Annotated in this window: 15 protein-coding genes and 1 other RNA gene; 12 read left to right on the plus strand and 4 right to left on the minus strand. The window is 72.5% G+C overall.

Going from position 1 to position 15,726, the window contains the following annotated elements:
* The first annotated feature begins 2 nt into the window (after positions 1-2).
* The 5 genes from ACZ61C_RS39765 (at position 3) to ffs (ending at position 4,164) form a co-directional block, all read left to right on the plus strand.
* On the plus strand, positions 3-2,693 hold the full coding sequence (locus ACZ61C_RS39765) for a sensor histidine kinase (protein ID WP_465313095.1): 2,691 nt from the start codon (positions 3-5) through the stop codon (positions 2,691-2,693).
* A complete protein-coding gene (locus ACZ61C_RS39770; RefSeq protein WP_364378792.1) occupies positions 2,690-3,124 on the plus strand; it encodes a roadblock/LC7 domain-containing protein in 435 nt (144 codons plus the stop codon). The genes ACZ61C_RS39765 and ACZ61C_RS39770 overlap by 4 nt, the downstream gene beginning before the upstream one ends.
* Positions 3,124-3,471, plus strand: a complete 348-nt coding sequence (locus ACZ61C_RS39775) for a DUF742 domain-containing protein (protein WP_395921209.1) — start codon at positions 3,124-3,126, stop codon at positions 3,469-3,471. The genes ACZ61C_RS39770 and ACZ61C_RS39775 overlap by 1 nt, the downstream gene beginning before the upstream one ends.
* Complete coding sequence (locus ACZ61C_RS39780) at positions 3,449-4,048, plus strand: GTP-binding protein (protein ID WP_465313096.1); 600 nt, start codon at positions 3,449-3,451, stop codon at positions 4,046-4,048. The genes ACZ61C_RS39775 and ACZ61C_RS39780 overlap by 23 nt, the downstream gene beginning before the upstream one ends.
* Positions 4,049-4,069: 21 nt before the next feature.
* Positions 4,070-4,164: signal recognition particle sRNA small type (gene ffs / locus ACZ61C_RS39785), an RNA gene on the plus strand.
* A gap of 206 nt (positions 4,165-4,370) precedes the next feature.
* Here ffs and ACZ61C_RS39790 read toward each other — a convergent pair.
* Positions 4,371-5,222 (minus strand): spermidine synthase, encoded by an 852-nt coding sequence (locus ACZ61C_RS39790; protein ID WP_465313097.1) that lies wholly within the window; start codon positions 5,220-5,222, stop codon positions 4,371-4,373.
* 84 nt (positions 5,223-5,306) lie between these two features.
* Between ACZ61C_RS39790 and ACZ61C_RS39795 the strand changes: the two genes are divergently transcribed.
* Both ACZ61C_RS39795 and ACZ61C_RS39800 read left to right on the plus strand, forming a co-directional pair.
* Positions 5,307-6,869 (plus strand): ALF repeat-containing protein, encoded by a 1,563-nt coding sequence (locus tag ACZ61C_RS39795; protein ID WP_465313098.1) that lies wholly within the window; start codon positions 5,307-5,309, stop codon positions 6,867-6,869.
* A 43-nt stretch (positions 6,870-6,912) separates the two neighbouring features.
* Positions 6,913-9,213, plus strand: coding sequence for a DNA polymerase III subunit gamma and tau (locus tag ACZ61C_RS39800; RefSeq protein ID WP_465313099.1), 2,301 nt, complete (start codon positions 6,913-6,915; stop codon positions 9,211-9,213).
* A gap of 4 nt (positions 9,214-9,217) precedes the next feature.
* Here ACZ61C_RS39800 and ACZ61C_RS39805 read toward each other — a convergent pair whose 3' ends face one another.
* The gene (locus ACZ61C_RS39805; RefSeq protein WP_465313100.1) at positions 9,218-10,069 is read right to left on the minus strand and encodes an N-acetylmuramoyl-L-alanine amidase; all 852 of its coding nucleotides are present in this window, start codon (positions 10,067-10,069) and stop codon (positions 9,218-9,220) included.
* Between the two features lie 78 nt (positions 10,070-10,147).
* On the opposite strand from ACZ61C_RS39805, the gene ACZ61C_RS39810 reads away from it, so the two are divergent.
* From ACZ61C_RS39810 to ACZ61C_RS39820, 3 genes are read left to right on the plus strand one after another with little or no spacing between them, the layout of a single operon-like run.
* Positions 10,148-10,507, plus strand: coding sequence for a YbaB/EbfC family nucleoid-associated protein (locus ACZ61C_RS39810; RefSeq protein ID WP_155549341.1), 360 nt, complete (start codon positions 10,148-10,150; stop codon positions 10,505-10,507).
* 5 nt (positions 10,508-10,512) lie between these two features.
* Positions 10,513-11,109, plus strand: coding sequence for a recombination mediator RecR (gene recR / locus ACZ61C_RS39815; RefSeq protein ID WP_285477257.1), 597 nt, complete (start codon positions 10,513-10,515; stop codon positions 11,107-11,109).
* On the plus strand, positions 11,099-11,596 hold the full coding sequence (locus ACZ61C_RS39820; RefSeq protein ID WP_465313101.1) for a hypothetical protein: 498 nt from the start codon (positions 11,099-11,101) through the stop codon (positions 11,594-11,596). The genes recR and ACZ61C_RS39820 overlap by 11 nt, the downstream gene beginning before the upstream one ends.
* Here the strand turns inward: ACZ61C_RS39820 and ACZ61C_RS39825 are convergent.
* Positions 11,553-12,107, minus strand: coding sequence for a glucosaminidase domain-containing protein (locus ACZ61C_RS39825; protein ID WP_465313102.1), 555 nt, complete (start codon positions 12,105-12,107; stop codon positions 11,553-11,555). The genes ACZ61C_RS39820 and ACZ61C_RS39825 overlap by 44 nt on opposite strands.
* A gap of 59 nt (positions 12,108-12,166) precedes the next feature.
* Entirely contained in the window at positions 12,167-13,264 is a 1,098-nt protein-coding gene (locus ACZ61C_RS39830) for a UDP-N-acetylglucosamine 2-epimerase (RefSeq protein ID WP_465313103.1), read from the minus strand.
* Positions 13,265-13,348: 84 nt separating this feature from the next.
* Between ACZ61C_RS39830 and ACZ61C_RS39835 the strand changes: the two genes are divergently transcribed.
* Both ACZ61C_RS39835 and ACZ61C_RS39840 read left to right on the plus strand, forming a co-directional pair.
* Positions 13,349-14,371, plus strand: a complete 1,023-nt coding sequence (locus ACZ61C_RS39835; protein WP_465313104.1) for a glycosyltransferase family 2 protein — start codon at positions 13,349-13,351, stop codon at positions 14,369-14,371.
* Positions 14,368-15,684, plus strand: a complete 1,317-nt coding sequence (locus tag ACZ61C_RS39840) for a polysaccharide biosynthesis protein (protein ID WP_465313105.1) — start codon at positions 14,368-14,370, stop codon at positions 15,682-15,684. Before ACZ61C_RS39835 ends, ACZ61C_RS39840 begins: the two co-directional genes overlap by 4 nt.
* Positions 15,685-15,726: the final 42 nt, after the last annotated feature.

Here is a 15,726-nt window from a genome sequence, read left to right on the forward strand (position 1 = left end):
GGATGAGGCACGGCAAGGCGACCGCGAGATGGGCCGGCGGCGGGGGAATCCTCGCCCGGCTCGGCATTCGCGGCAAGCTGAACCTGCTGCTCCTGCCGCCGCTGGCCGCGGTGGTGCTCGTGTCGGTGCCGTTCGTGCTGACCCAGGCGAACAGCGCCGTGGCCGCGACGCAGTCGGCGACCGTGGCACGGCACACCCAGCAGCTCGGCGGGCTGGTCTCGCAGCTGCAGCGGGAACGGCTGCTGACCGGCGCGTTCGTCGCGTCGCCGTCACTGCCGGCCGACCAGATGTTCCAGCAGCGGAAGACGGTCGACTCGGCGGTCGAGAACGTCCGGTCGTCCCTCGGCGCCGACGCGCCCGACGAGCTTTCCGCGGCCCTGACCCGGATCGGCTCGCTGGCCGAGCTGAGGCAGAACGCCGAACGCCGCGGCGTCGCGCTCGACAGCGTCGCCCGCACCTACCACGCGGTGATCGGCGCGGTCATCGACGCGCTGCGGCTCGTCCCGCAGCTGACCAGTGACGCCGAGGGCACCCGGGAGCTGACCGCGCTGGAGGCGCTGCTGCGCGCGAACGAGGAGAACTCGTTGCGCGGCATGGCGTTGATCGTGACGGCGGTGGCGCCCGAGGCCGGGCAGTCCATCCTGGACGACGCGACCCAGCAGGCGCCGATCTTCACCGACCGGTTCGTCCAGCAGGCCGGCAGCGAGCAGTCCGCGCTGGTCGTCAACGTCGAGCAGAGCGAAGCGGGCCGCCGGATCGACGACCTCGCCGCCGTGGCCGCCAACCCGCGCGACGCAGGCGCGCGGAACCAGTACGTCGCCGACGTCCTCGCCGCGTCGGAAAGCCAGGCGGCGCAACGCAAGCTGGTGCAGGAGCGGGTCACCGGCGAGATCGCCGCCGCCGCGAACGGCCGTGCCGACGCGGGCACGCGGCTCGCGTGGCTGGTCGGCGCCGGCGCGGGCCTGCTGTTCCTGCTCGTCGCCTTCCTCGCCGTCGCGGTGTCGCGCTCGATCGCCCGGCCGCTGCGCCGGCTGACCACCGCCGCGACGTCGGTCGCCGACCTCGCCGGCACCGAGCTCGTCCGCGTGACCGACACCGAAGAGGCCGAGGAGCAGATCCCGCGGCTGGCCACCATCGACGTCGTTTCGAGCGACGAGCTGGGCAAGCTGGCCGCGGCGTTCAACCGGGTCCAGACCACCGCGGCCGAGCTGGTCGAGCGGCAGGCGCTCACCCGGCGCAACACCAGCCTGATGTTCGCGAACGTCGCGAAGCGCACGCAGAACCTCGTCGGCCGGCAGCTCGCGCTGATCGACGAGGTCGAGCGCAACGAGCAGGACACCCGGCTGCTGGCCAGCCTCTACCGGCTCGACCACCTCTCCACCCGCCTGCGCCGCAACGCCGACAACCTGCTCGTGGTGTCCGGCACCCGCGACGAGACACGCATCGCCGGCCCGATCGAGCTGTCCACCGCCCTGCGCTCGGCGCTCGCCGAGATCGAGGACTACCAGCGCGTCAAGCTCGGGGTCGTCGCGGAGATCCTGCTGTCGTCGGCCCTCGGCGCCGACCTGGTGCTCGTGTTCGCGGAGCTGCTGGAGAACGCGACGTCGTTCTCGCCGCCCGGCTCGCTGGTCGAGGTGGACACGATGTTCCTCACCGACGGCTCCTGCCTGGTGAACATGGTCGACCACGGCATCGGCATGACCGCCGAGAAGATGGCCGACGAGAACCGGCGGCTCGTCGAGCGCGAACGCCTCGAGCTGGCGCCCACCAGCGTGCTCGGCCTGTTCGTGGTCGGCCGCCTGGCGCGGCGCCACGACCTGGCCGTCGAGCTGCTCGCGACCCCGACGACCGGTGGCGTGACCGCGCGGCTGACGATCCCGCCGTCGCTGTTCAGCCACCGCGGCGGGCTCCTGAAGACCACTCCGACGCCGGTGATCCCGGCCCAGGCCGCGCCCCAGCCGCGTCCCGCGGAAGCCGTGGCGGTCGCCGCCTCGGTGTCCACTTTGGACGAGCTCCGCCCGGTCGCGGCGCCGGCCGAGCTGCCGATGCCGGCGATCCCGGCGCTGCTCGGCACCATCGGAGGCAACGGGTTCCGCTGGTTCAACCAGCTGGAGCCGGTCTGGCCCGACGCCGAACCCGACATCAAGGCGACCGTCCTTTCCGGGGCTCCGGAGTCCTCTTCGGAGGCCGAGTCCCGCGGTGGCCTCCGCCGGCGTGTCCGCGGCGCCCAGCTGCCCAGCCCGGGCACCACCGCGCCGGTGGCCGACGGCCCGCGGCACGACCCGGACGCGACCAAGGCCGCCATGGACGGCTTCCAGAGCGCCTTCGCGAAGGCCGCCGAGGTCGGCGCGATGGAGACCGACCCGCCGCCCGCGCCGCCGACCGTCGTGACCGAGCCCGTGTCGCTGCCGGTGCGCGTCCCGGCCGCGGCCGTCCCCGAACCGCCGTCGCGTGACGGCCTGGTCCGCCGCGTCCCCGGCGCCCAGCTCGCCCCCGGCCTGCGGCAGCAGCCCGCGGGGCGGCCGGTCGCCCGAGCCGTCGTCAGCCGCGCCCGGCGCGACCCGGCTGCCGAGCGGGCGGCGTTCGACTCGTTCGCCGCCGGCCTGGCCAAGGCGGACGTGGTGACGGCAGACAGCCCTGGGGGCATGGCTGCCGGTCGTGTGATGGAACGAGGAGAAGAGAGCAGGAAATGAGCATCCCCGCAGCAGGCGTCAGCGTCGAGGCCCAGAACTTCAACTGGCTGGTGAGCCGCTTCGCCCAGCACACCGCGGGCGCGATCGCCGCCATCGCGGTCTCCGCCGACGGACTGCTGATCGCGGTGTCCTCGGAGCTCGAGCGCTCCAACGCCGACCGCCTCGCCGCGATCTCCTCCGCCATGCTCGGCCTCGCCCACGGCGTCTCCGAAAGCCACCCGCTCGGCTCGCCCGACAAGGTGATCATCGAGCTGGAGCACGGCTACCTGCTGGTCTGCACGATCAGCATCGGCTGCTCGCTCGGCGTCCTCGCCAACAAGCAGGCCAGCCTCGGCACGATCGCCTACGAGATGGCGATGTTCGCCAATCGCGCCACCGAGGTCCTGACGCCCGGCCTGATCGAGGAGCTCAAGAACACCGTAGGTTCGTGATGACGGAGGAACCTTCGCTCCTGCGGCCGTACCTGATGACCTCGGGGCGGGCCCAGCCGGTGGACCAGAGCCTCGAGATCGAGGCCCAGGTGATGACGTCCCGGCTGGGTGCGGCGTCCCACCCGAAGCTCACCTTCGAACGCCAGGAAATCGTTTCCCTGTGCCGGAGCACCATGTCGGTCGCCGAGGTGGCCGCCATGCTCGGCCTGCACATCGGTGTCGCCCGCGTCCTGGTGGCCGACCTCGCCGAGCTCGGCTACGTCGTCGTCCGGCGGCCGGCGAACCACAACTCGCAAGACCTCGGCATGATCGAAAGGGTCATTCGTGGACTCGAAGCCATTCACTGAACCGGGCGCCCGGCCGCCGGCCCCGGTCAAGATCGTCATCGCGGGCGGCTTCGGCGTCGGCAAGACGACGGCCGTCGGCGCCATTTCGGAGATCAAGCCGTTGACGACCGAAGCGGCGATCACGTCGGTGGCGGCGTCGGTGGACCGCACCGGCCACGTCCCGGCCAAGACCACCACGACGGTCGCGCTGGACTTCGGCTGCATCACGATCGACGACGAGGTCAAGCTGTACCTGTTCGGCACGCCCGGCCAGGACCGCTTCGGCTTCATGTGGCAGGACCTGGTCCACGGCGCGCTCGGCGCGCTGGTGATCGTCGACACCCGCCGCATGGACGACTGCTACCCGGCGGTCGACTACTTCGAGAACGCGGGCCTGCCGTTCGTGGTGGCGGTGAACATGTTCGACGGATCCCTGGGCCACAACCTCGAGGACGTCCGCTGGGCGCTCGCGGTGAGCGACGACGTCCCGCTGATCACGTTCGACGCGCGGCAGAAGCTGTCGGTGCGCGACGCGCTGCTGGCGGTGCTGCGGAACACGTTCAAGCGGGCTCGTGCCCAGGCGGGCGCGGGGGCATAGGCCGGGCCCGCTACACTGATCCACGGACCCCGCGCGGCGTCCACCCTGTGAACTTCCCCAGGGCCGGAAGGCAGCAAGGATAAGCAGGCTCTGACGGGTGCGCGGGGTCCCCTTCGTTCTGGCTCCGGCTCTCGGGGCTTCGCCCCTTTGCCGGGCCTTCACTTCGTCCTTTTGCCCGGGGGCCGAGCCCCCGGACCCCCACGGTGCCTCCCTCGCGGCCTGGGAGCTCTGCCGCGGCCTCTTCGGCGCCGGTTGGGTGGGCTGCCACGGCTGTCGTGAGTGGTGATTAGGGTTCTAACCCGAATTACCACTCACGACATCTTTAGAAGATTCCCAGCATGTCGTCCGGTGGCTGCGGTGATGGCGGTGTGTCCTCGTCCGTGATCGGCTTCGCCCGGCCCGTCAGCTTCACCAGCTCCGCGCCATAGACGCACCTCGCCGGGAACGCCGCCGAGGCCGTGCGGGCCGCGATTGCCGCCGTCGGGAGTTCGGTCGCGGAGGCCGCCAGGACCAGGTTGCCGAAGCGGCGGCCCTTCAGCACCGCCGGGTCGGCCAGCACCATCACCTCCGGGAACACCTCGCGCAGCGTGGCCAGGAAGCGGCGGGCGAACGGCAGGCCCGAGCCGTCCGTGATGTTGGCCAGGTACACGCCCGGGGTGCGCAGGATCGCCGCGATCGCGCGCGTCGCCTCCAGGGACGCCAGGCCGCCGGCCAGGGTCGCGCGCTCGAACGCGTCGACCACCACCAGGTCCGCCGAATCCTCACGGCGCGTCGCCAACCCCGCCCGGCCGTCGGTCACCCGGACGCGCAGACCCGGCACCCGCAGCCCCAGCTGGGTGCGGACCAGCTCGACCAGCTCACCGTCGGCGTCGAACACCAGCTGCCGCGACCCCTGGTGCGTCGCCGCCACGTACCGCGGGAGCGTGCAGGCCGCGCCGCCGATGTGGAGCGCGTCCAGCGGGCCTGGTGGCAGCTGGTCGACCACGTCGCCGAAGCGGCGGACGTAGTCGAACTCCAGGTTGGCCGGGTCGTCGAGGTCGACGTACGACTGCGCGACCCCCTCCACCGACAGCAGCCACGCGTTGCCCCGGTCGACGTCCCGGAGCAGCTCGGCCGTCCCGAAGCGCACCGGGTACCGCCCGGGCACCGGTTCGGCCTTCCGCGTTCGACCCACGACGACCGAGCCTAGCGGGTCGGAAACATTCCGTCCGCCGCGCCGATAGAGGAGCGGAACGATCAACGATCGAGGGGGTTTTCCTTGCGTGCAAACGCAGTAGTCGTCGCCGCGGCACTCGCCGCCGGGGTCTTCGCGACGCCGGCGGCCGCGGACGTCCTGCCCGACCGGGCCCAGGCCGTCTCGCTGCTGGAGTCCGGCGGTCCCGGCGTCGCGAGAGCAGCGGAAACGGCGTTGCTCGGCACACCCGCCGACCTGCAGGCCTTCCTGGCCACCGGGCAGTTCCAGGCCAAGGACGACGACGACCGGGTCCTGGTCACCCAGGCCCTGTCCACCGGCGGCCCGGTCACCAAGCGCGCCGCTCAGCAGGCGCTCAGCGGCACCATCGCCGACGTCCGGGAGTTCCTCGCCCACGGCCTCCCGCAGGCCCGGGTCGCGGACGACCGGATCGCCGTCGGCCAGGCCATGAGCACCGGCGGCCCGACCGTCAACGAGCGCGCCCAGAAGGCGCTCGACGGCACGCCCGCCGACGTCCGGGCGTTCCTCGAGACCGGTCTGCAGCTGGCTCGCGACGTCGACGAGCGGGTCCTGGCCGCCCAGGCCATGTCCGCCGGCGGTCCCGAGGTCAAGGCGGCCGCGCAGACGGCGCTCGACGGCGACCCGGCCGACGTCCGGTACTTCCTGAACCTCTGGAAGAAGGTCGCCGCGGACGGCGACGCCGAGGTCACCGCGGTCCAGGCCCAGCTCGACTACGGCAAGGCGGCCGCGGCCAAGCACAGCGCCCTCGGCGTGCGGCTCGCGAAGAGCCGGGCCGCGGCGATCGCGTCGGACGCGCGGAAGGCGAACACCGACCGGCTGGCCACCCAGCAGCACCAGGGCCAGCAGGACGGCCAGGCGGCGGCCGGCGCCGAAGCGGCCGCGCAGCAGCAGGCCCGCGACGCGGCGGCTCGCGCCGCGCAGGCCAAGACCGACAACGACAAGCTGCTCACCGACGCGGCCGACCCGGCGCTGACCGTGCCGAACGGCCGCCGCGCGTCGCTCTACCTGCTCCACAACGGCGGCGCCGCGGTCAAGACCGCCGCCCGCGTCGCGCTGAGCGGTTCGGACGACGACGTCGTCACCTTCGTGCACAGCGGGCTCGCCGTCGCGCAGGAGTCGGACGACCGGGCCGCCGTCTCGGCGATCGCGGCCGACCCGAAGGCCCGCCCGGGCCTGCGCCAGGCCGCTCGTGACGCGCTCGCCGGGCCGTACGCCGGGGTCGCCGCGCTGCTGCGCACCGGGGACTACCCGGGCCGCGACACCGACGACCGCGTCGAGGTCAACCAGATCATGGCGGCCGGTGGCCCGGCGACGAAGTCATGGGCGCAGAAGGCGCTCGACGGCACTGTCGCCGACGTCCGCGAGTTCCTGGCGCACGGGCAACACGACGCGCACCTGGTCGACCTGGACATCTACGTGACCCGGACGCTGTCGGACGGTCCCGAGGTCAACGCCGTCGCGCAGGGCGTGCTCGACGGCCCGCGGTCGGGTCTGCAGCCGTACCTCGACGGTGAGCTGGGCAAGGCGCGGGCGCGGGACGCCTTCACCGCGGCGCACGTCACCAAGGTCAACGCTCTGGTCGCCGAGGTGAACGCCCTGACCTCCTGACCGCAGGGCGAAGGTTGTCGGTGGTGCCCGGTAGTCTCGCGGCGTGGCTCTAGCGCTGTACCGCAAGTACCGTCCGGCAACCTTCGCCGAGGTCGTCGGGCAGGAGCATGTGACCGAACCCCTCCGCACGGCGCTGGCCGCCGGGCGGATCAACCACGCCTACCTCTTCTCCGGCCCGCGCGGCTGCGGGAAGACGTCGAGCGCGCGCATCATGGCGCGCTCGCTGAACTGCGTGAAGGGGCCGACGCCGGACCCGTGCGGCGAGTGCAACTCGTGCAAGGCGCTCGCGCCGGAGGGCTCCGGCAGCGTCGACGTCACGGAGCTCGACGCGGCCAGCCACGGTGGTGTCGACGACGCCCGCGAGCTGCGGGACAAGGCGTTCTACGCGCCGGCCGAGTCGCGGTACCGCGTGTTCATCATCGACGAGGCGCACATGGTCACCACGCAGGGTTTCAACGCCCTGCTGAAGATCGTGGAAGAGCCGCCCGAGCACGTCATCTTCATCTTCGCGACCACCGAGCCGGACAAGGTGCTGCCCACCATCCGCTCGCGCACGCACCACTACCCGTTCCGGCTGATCCCGCCGGGCGCGATGCGGACGCTGCTGGAAAGCAACGTCGCCGCCGAGGGCGTCGAGGTCGAGCCGGCGGTGTACCCGCTGGTCATCCGCGCGGGTGGCGGTTCGGCGCGCGACACGCAGTCGGTGCTCGACCAGCTGCTCGCCGGCGCCGGGCCGGACGGGGTTTCGTACAGCCGGGCGGTGTCGCTGCTGGGCGTCACCGACGTCGCGCTCATCGATGACATGGTCGACGCGCTCTCGACCGACGACGCCGGCACGGTGTTCGGCACGGTCGAGAAGGTCACCGAAGCCGGGCACGACCCGCGCCGGTTCGCCACCGACCTGCTCGACCGCCTGCGTGACCTGGTGCTGCTGCGCGCGGTGCCGGAGTCCGCGGGTGGCTTGGTGTCGGCGCCGGAGGAAGAGCTGACGCGGATGGTCGCGCAGGCCGAGCGAGTCGGCCTGGCCACGCTCTCGCGCTACGCGGACATCGTCCACAATGGACTCCTGGAGATGCGCGGCGCGACCTCGCCGCGGCTGGTGCTGGAACTGCTGTCCGCGCGGATGCTGCTGCCGTCGGTGACGGAGGCGGAGAAGGCGCTGCTGGCCCGGATCGAGCGGCTGGAGCGTCGCGCCACGTTGGCGGGCGGCGGTGGCGCGCCGGCCGAGGGCGGAGTCGAGCCGCCGGTGCGAGCGGCGCCGGAGAAGGAGTTTTCCCGGCCTTCGCAGCGCGCGGCTTCGGCCGGGCCGGCGCCGGTAGCGGTGCCTGAGCCGCCGCAGGCTGCCCCGGGTGGCGCGACCGCGGTGGCACCGGCCGGTGCTTCCGCTCAGCCCGCCGATGGCGGCTCGCGCACGCCCGCTCCCGCCCAGTCCGGCGACGGCGGTTGGGGAGCTCCTCGCACTCCGGGCGGCGGCACGCCTGCTGCGGCTGCGGGCGCCCCGGCTGCGGGCGGTGCCCCTGCTCAGTCCGGCGACGGTGGTTGGGGAGCTCCCCGTACTCCGGGCGGCGGCACCCCCGCCCAGTCCGGCGATGGCGGTAGTGGCACTCAGCGCACTTCCGGTGGCGGCACGCCCGCCCCGGCCGCAGCCTCCGCCGAGTCCGCCGATAGCGGTTGGGGCACCCCGCGCACCCCGGGCGGCGGCACCCCCGCCCCCGCAGCCGCCCCCGCCGAGGAAGCCCCGGCGCCCGCCGTGTCCGGTGGGATGGACGCCGCCGGGATCCGGAACATCTGGCCGCAGCTCATGACCGCCCTGCGCAAGTTCACCGGCGGCCGCAGCCTCGAAGCGATGCTGACCCAGGCCACGGTCGCGACCGTCGAGGGCAACGCCGTCACGCTGACCCACAAGTCCGAGCCGCTCTCGCGCCGCCTGTCCGACCAGGACAACGCCCGCAAGATCGCCGGCGCGCTGACCGAAGTCCTGGGTGGCGAGTGGCAGGTCCGCTGCGTCCACGGCAACGCCCCGGCCGCGCCCGCCGCGCGTCCGCAGCAGGCCGCGCCCGCGCCGGAGCGGTCGTTCACGCGCCAGTCGGCGGCCGCGCCCGCGGCTCCCGCGCCGCCGTCCCGGCCCGCGCCACCGCCCGCGCCGCCCGCGCGGCCCAAGGTCACCACGGCCGAGCCGGACATCCCGCTGCCGCCGGAGCCGTCCGACGAGGACGACGAAGACCTCTACAACGAGGACGCCAGCCCGGCCCCGCCGCCCCCTCCGCCCCCGCCGGACCAGGACCCGGACGAGCTGGCCCGCAAGCTGATCTCGGACCACCTCGGCGCCCGTCCGCTGGACTGAACCGTCAGCCGGCCAGGTAGGCCTCGATCGCCGCGGCGATGGCCGAAGCGAACTGCTGACGGCCTTCCTCGCTCGTCATCCGGGCCGCTTCGGCCGCGTTGCGCATGTTTCCGCACTCCACCAGCGCGATCGGCCGTGTCGACAGGTTCAGGCCACCGAGGTCCGAGCGCGCCGACAGGCCGTTGCCGCCGATGTAGTTCGACGTGCTGAAGCCGCCGCTGCGCATCGTGTCGCGCAGCGTCTGGGCCAGCCGCGTCGACGGCGCGCCCTGGGCCGCGTTCAACGGCGGTGACGAATACGCGACGTGGAAGCCGTTCGCGCCCGGCGAGTTCGAGCCGTCGGCGTGGATCGAGACGACGGCGTCCGCGTTGGCGGTGTTGCCGATCTCGGCCCGCTTGTCGACGCACGGGCCGACGCCGGTGTCGTTCGGCCGGGTGTAGACGACGCGGATTCCCTTGGCCGCCAACGCCTGCCCGACGCGCTGGGCGACGTCCCAGGTGAACGCGTGCTCGGCGTACCCGGCGTTGGTCGACGTCCCGGTCGTGTTGCACGGCTTGGTCTGCCCGCGCCCGGCGGGCACCAGCCGGTTGATCTCCGCGGGGTGCGAGCCGTTGCCGCCGTTGTGGCCCGGGTCGAGGACGACGACCTTCCCGCCCGCGGCCGGCGGCGGTGGCGCGGGCGCCGAAGACGACGGCGAGGTCGGCGGCGGTGGCGCGGAGGTCACCGTCGTCGGGGCCGGCGTGACCGTCCGGGTGACCACGGGGGCCGGAGCCGCCGGGGCTTCTTCCTGACAGCCACTGAGCAGCAGGGCACCGGCCAGCAGCAGGGGGACAATCGCGCGTCGCACGGCGACCACGGTGCCACAACCCGGGCCCGCCCGGGGCGCGACTACCCTGGTGGGGACACAGGCGTGCAGAGAGGACCGAGTGCGATCATGGTGCAACCCGGCGGCGGCTTCGACATTTCCCAGCTGATGCAGCAGGCCCAGCAGATGCAGCAGAAGCTCGTCGAGGCCCAGGAGGAGCTCGCCAACACCGAGGTCACCGGCACGGCCGGCGGCGGGCTGGTCACCGCGACCGTCTCCGGTGACAGCCAGCTGAAGAGCCTGCAGATCGACCCGAAGGTGGTCGACCCGGACGACGTCGAGACGCTGTCCGACCTGATCGTGGCGGCGGTCCGCGACGCGTCGGCGAGCGCGCAGAAGCTCACCGAGCAGAAGCTCGGCCCGCTGGCCGGCGGTCTCGGCGGCGGTGGCGGCATGCCCGACCTCGGCGCCCTCGGCTTCGGCGGCTGACGAACTTGTACGAAGGTGTCGTCCAGGACCTGATCGACGAGCTCGGGCGGCTGCCCGGGGTCGGGCCGAAGAGCGCCCAGCGGATCGCGTTCCACCTGCTGGCCACCGACCCGGCCGACATCGCGCGGCTGCAGGACGTGCTCGGCAAGGTCAAGGAGGGCGTGCAGTTCTGCGAGGTCTGCGGCAACGTCTCGGAGCAGCAGAAGTGCCGCATCTGCCGCGACGAGCGCCGCGACCTCACGGTCATCTGCGTGGTCGAGGAGCCGAAGGACGTCCTGGCGGTCGAGCGCACCCGCGAGTTCAAGGGCCGCTACCACGTCCTGGGCGGCGCGCTCGACCCGCTGTCGGGCATCGGCCCGGAGCAGCTGCGGATGCGCGAGCTGCTCAAGCGCATCGGCGAGGCGGACATCAGCGAGATCATCATCGCGACGGACCCCAACACCGAGGGCGAAGCGACGGCGACGTACCTGGTGCGGATGCTGAGGGACTTCCCGGGGCTGAGCGTGACGCGGCTGGCGTCGGGCCTGCCGATGGGCGGTGACCTGGAGTTCGCGGACGAGCTGACCCTGGGCCGCGCGCTCTCGGGCCGCCGTGTCCTTTGACGGGCTGCCGGTCGGGCCGGTCCGGACTCTGCTGGCCGTAGAGCGGCGGTACGTCGACATCCGGGACTGCACCAAGCTGCCCAAGGTGCGATACAGCGCCGACCTGACCGGCGTGATCGAGCTGTCCGTCGGGCAGGTCGCCCTCTTCGGCCCGAACTGGGAGTCGGAGATCGAGGGGCTGTGGGGTTCCGTGGCCGACCTGGTCGCCGGCTACCGCGAAATCGGGCACGCCGAGGAGAGCTTCCCCGACCAGCCTGCGGACATCACGCTCGAGCCGGTGCCACCGGGACTCATCCGGATCACCGTGGCCGGCGGGGAGTACCGCGAGACCGCGGTCACCGGCGAGGAGAAGCTGCTCGCCGCCCTCGTCGCGGGCGGGGTCGAGTTCTTCGAGAAGTTCGCCGACCTGACCGGCCGGAACTTCGACCGGGGCATCCGGAAGCTCACCGGTCGAAGCGTCTCAGGTCGTAGAGGTCCATCAGCCTGATCACCTTGTTCGCGTACTCCGGGTCGGTGGCGTACTTCCGCGCCACCGCCCGGATGAACGCGTCCGGGTCGCTCCGCACCGGCAGCGCCGCCGCGTAGTTCGACGACGTCGTCAGCAGCCGCCCGTAATCACGGAACGAGTCGGAAACCGTCGCGTACGAGCGGAAAAACGCGTCCACCGGGTGGCACGGCGACGGAATGCACTCCGCCGTCGGGTACCGCGCGCACCTCAGCGCGATCGGCCCCGGGCTAGTCGGCGTCACGCACTTGAAGCCGAAGAAGTTCCGCTCGACCGTGGACAGCGTGCTGCGGCCCCAGTTCGACTCCAGGATCGACTGCGCCACCGTCACCGATGCCGGGATGTCGTACGCCGCGTGGATCGCCTGGGCGATCGGGCCTGCCGAACCGACGTACGCCTGCTGGTAGCCCGAGGAAAGCGCCGCGTCTCGGACCGCCGGCTGGTCGACCGGCGGGGTCACCACCAGCAGCGCGGCCAGTCCGATGTGGATCATGGACGCCAAGCTGCCCGATCGCCGCCGAGGCGGCGACCGGGGTCACTCCAAAGAGGACCTCAGCAGTAGCCGAGCTGCGCCAGCGTGTCCACGATGATCTCGGACGGGTGGTACTTGTCCATCCAGGACTCACCACGCCGGTTCTGGTACGTGTCGAGGAAGTTCTGCAGCTTGTCGCCGCGCATCTCGGTCAGCACCACCGTCTCGCCGAGGTGCTGCGGCGTCTCGGTGCGCTCGCGGTGCACCGCGCACGGCAGCCCCAGGTAGTAGCACTCCGCCGAAAGACCACCCGAGTCGGTGACGACGTACTCCGCGCGCGCCACCAGCGGGAGGAACTTCAGGTACCGCATCTTCGGCTGCACGATGAACTGGTCGTCGAAGATGTTCCCGATACCCAGCGCGCGGATCTTCTCGCGCTCCGGCGCGCCGGCCATGTACAGGATCGGCATCTTGCGGCTCTGCTCGCGCAGGATCTCCAGCGCCTCGCGGTACTTGTCCGGGCGCGAGACCAGCTCGAAGCGGTGCAGCGTGGCGAGGCCGAACTTCTCCGGCAGGTTCGGCACGTCCAGCGGGCCGTTGATGGCCAGGCGCATCGCGTCGATCGCCGTGTTCGCCTCGGTGTCGACGACCACGCCGCGCGCGTGGCGCAGGTTGTTGACCTCGCGGATGCTCGGCGCGAAGTGCATGTCGACGATCTTCGCCGCGATCTTGCGGTTCAGCTCCTCCGGCAGCGGCGAGAGGATGCTGCCCGACCGCGCGCCCGCCTCGACGTGCCCGACGCGGGACTTGAGGATCCGCTTCCCGATCAGCGAGCCGTACGGCGTGGTGAACGTGTCGCCGTGCACCAGCACCAGCGGCGGGCGGCCGTCCTCGTTGAGCGCGGCGCGCAGCTCCTGGCGGCGGCTCCACGCGGTGCGCAGCACCTGCGCGGCCCAGCTCGGCACCTGCGCCGGCGACTCCAGGTTGTGCGCCTTGTCCTCCGGCACCAGCCAGACGTCCGGTTCGGGCATGTTCAGGTCGGCGAGCACGTCCGCGACCTCGTCGACGTGCTGCGCGGTGAACCAGATCTTCGGCCGCATCCCGCGCTCGCGGATCCCGTGGTAGACGGGCGCGATCTTGATCAGTTCCGCGGTGGTGCCGAGAATGAAGGAAATCACCGTGAAGGCCCATTTCTGGTCGGGTGCGGTGGCGCAAGGATACTGGCCGACCCGCCGCGGAGACCGCCGGGTAGCCTCGGCCCGGTGAGTGCGAACCCGCTCCTCCCCTCGCTCAGCGTCGTGATCCCGGTCTACAACGAGCAGGACTGGATCGAACGCAGTGTCGGCGCGCTGCTCGCCTCCGCCGAGGAGGCGAACTGGCCGATCGAGGTCGTCGTCGTCGACGACGGCAGCACGGACGCCACGCCTTCGCGGCTCGACGAGCTGCGGGAACGCCGGGGGATCACCGTGCTCAGCCAGGCCAACTCGGGCCGCTTCGAGGCCCGGCGGGCGGGCATCGCCAAGGCGTCGGGTCACCAGATCCTGCTGCTCGACAGCCGGGTGGTGGTGGACACCGGCTCGCTGACCTTCCTGCGCGACCAGCTGGTCGACCACCCGGAGCGGACGGTCTGGAACGGGCACGTCAACGTCGCTTCCGAGCACAACCCGTACGCCGGGTTCATGGCCGGGCTGGTGAAGATCCCCTGGCGCCGGTACTGCGCGGACCCACGCCTGATGTCCTTCGGCATCGACCAGTTCGACCTGTTCCCGAAGGGCACCGGATTCTTTTCCGCGCCGCGTGACGTTCTCGAAGCGGCTTCCGACGCTTTTGTTTCCCTGTTCGACGACGTCCGCTTCGCCAGTGACGACACCGGCGTCCTGCGCTGGATCGCCGAACGGCACCGCATCTTCCTGGCGCCGGAGTTCTCCGCGACCTACCACGGGCGCGACAGCTTCAAGAAGTTCGCCGCCCAGGCCTACTTCCGCGGGACGACCTTCGTGGACTCCTACCTCGGCTCGCCCGGCCCGGCCCGCAACGGCCTGTTCGCCGCGTTCGGCGTCGGCGTCCTTGGCCTCGGCCTCGCGCTGAAGAAGCCGAAGACGGCGGTGGCGCTCGCGGCCGCCGGCTCGGCCGCGGCGGGTGTGGCCGTGACCCGCTTCGGCGCGACGAACGCCGAGGCCAAGGCCGTCGCGAAGCTCGCGCCGGTGTTCGGGGCCGGCTTCGGCGCGGGCGCCGTCCGTGGGCTCGTCATGGCGCTGCGCGCGCGCCGGCGGCGGGATCGATGAGCTCACCGGTGACCCACGAGTCCGATGAGGCGGACGGCCGCAGCCTGGCGAAGGAGACCGGGCGCTCGGCCGGGCGGATCGGTGTCTCGCTGCTCGTCGCGATCGCGCTCGGGTACGTCCTGACGCTGGTCGCCACGCGCTGGCTCGGGCCGGAGAACAGCAAGGTCTACCTCTCGTTCTGGGGCATCCTGATGGGCCTCGGCAGCGCGTTGTCGCCGCTGGAGCAGGAGCTGTCGCGGCAGTCCGCGGTGGCCGCGCTCGACGGCGGCAAGGCCGGCAAGCCCGCGCTGCGGGCGCTCACCGTCGGCGCGGTGACGGTCGCCGTGGTCGCGGCCCTGACGATGGCCGTGCCGGTGCTCTCGGACCGGCTCTACGGCGGCAACACCGTGCTCGGCGTCATCGTGCTGTGCGGCGCGATCGCGTTCGCCTGCCAGTTCGCCGCGCGCGGCCTGCTCGTCGGGCAGCAGCGGATCAAGCCGTACTCGGGGCTGGTCGTCGCCGAAGCCGCGGTCCGGGTGGTCGTGCTGCTCGGGATCGCCGCCGCCGGGCTCACCGGCGTGACGTCGTACGCCATCGCGGCCGCGGCGGGCTCGTTCGCCTGGCTGCTGTTCGTCCGGCCGGTCTCCGGCCTGGTCGACCCGCACGCCGAAGGCGAGGGCTGGGGCCCGGTCACCGGCCGGATCCTCACCCTGCTGGCCGGCGCGGCGCTGACCGCGAGCGTCATCACCGGCTACCCGGCGATGGTGAGCCTGCTCGCACCCGGCGGGTCCGTGCGCGACGTCGGTGTCCTCTTCGCGACGCTCACCGTGTCGCGGGTGCCGCTGCTGCTGCTCTCACCGCTGCAGGCGCTCGCGGTGCCCACGGTCGTCCGGCTCACCGGCACCGACGAGGGCCGGCACCGGCTGCGGAAGCTGCTCGCGGTGGGCGCGCTCGGCACGCTGGTCGTCGGGGTGGTCGGCGCCCTGGTCGGCTGGCTGATCGGGCCGTGGCTGGTCTCCCTGCTCTACGGCTCGGAGTTCGTCGCCCAGGGCTGGTGGGTGGCGTGGATGGTGTGGGGTGCGGTGCTGCTCACCGCGCTGCAGCTGATGACGGCCGTGCTCGTGGCCCGCAAGGAAGCGAACAAGGTGCTCGTCACCTGGGCCGTGGTCGCGGTCGCGACCGCCGTGACGCTGCTGCTCGTGCCGGGTGACCCGATCCTCAAGGCCGTCGCCGGGCTGGCCGGTGGCCCGACGCTCGGGCTGGCCGTCGTGCTGGTGTTCGTGTTACGACGGCCGGGCAACGTGCACCCCGCTTCGGACGTCCCAGTAGGGTGACCCCGGCCGGACCCTCGGGGACAGGATCGGCGTGAAGCGCCG

The sequence above is a fragment of the Amycolatopsis sp. NPDC104587 genome, assembly GCF_055583645.1.

What these genes read in the sequence shown, in the direction of transcription:
- ACZ61C_RS39775 (WP_395921209.1), top strand. Translation starts at nt 3,124, where the DNA reads ATGACGGAGGAACCTTCGCTCCTGCGGCCGTACCTGATGACCTCGGGG.
- ACZ61C_RS39825 (WP_465313102.1), bottom strand. Translation starts at nt 12,107, where the DNA reads ATGATCCACATCGGACTGGCCGCGCTGCTGGTGGTGACCCCGCCGGTC.
- ACZ61C_RS39770 (WP_364378792.1), top strand. Translation starts at nt 2,690, where the DNA reads ATGAGCATCCCCGCAGCAGGCGTCAGCGTCGAGGCCCAGAACTTCAAC.
- ACZ61C_RS39765 (WP_465313095.1), top strand. Translation starts at nt 3, where the DNA reads ATGAGGCACGGCAAGGCGACCGCGAGATGGGCCGGCGGCGGGGGAATC.
- ACZ61C_RS39810 (WP_155549341.1), top strand. Translation starts at nt 10,148, where the DNA reads ATGGTGCAACCCGGCGGCGGCTTCGACATTTCCCAGCTGATGCAGCAG.
- ACZ61C_RS39840 (WP_465313105.1), top strand. Translation starts at nt 14,368, where the DNA reads ATGAGCTCACCGGTGACCCACGAGTCCGATGAGGCGGACGGCCGCAGC.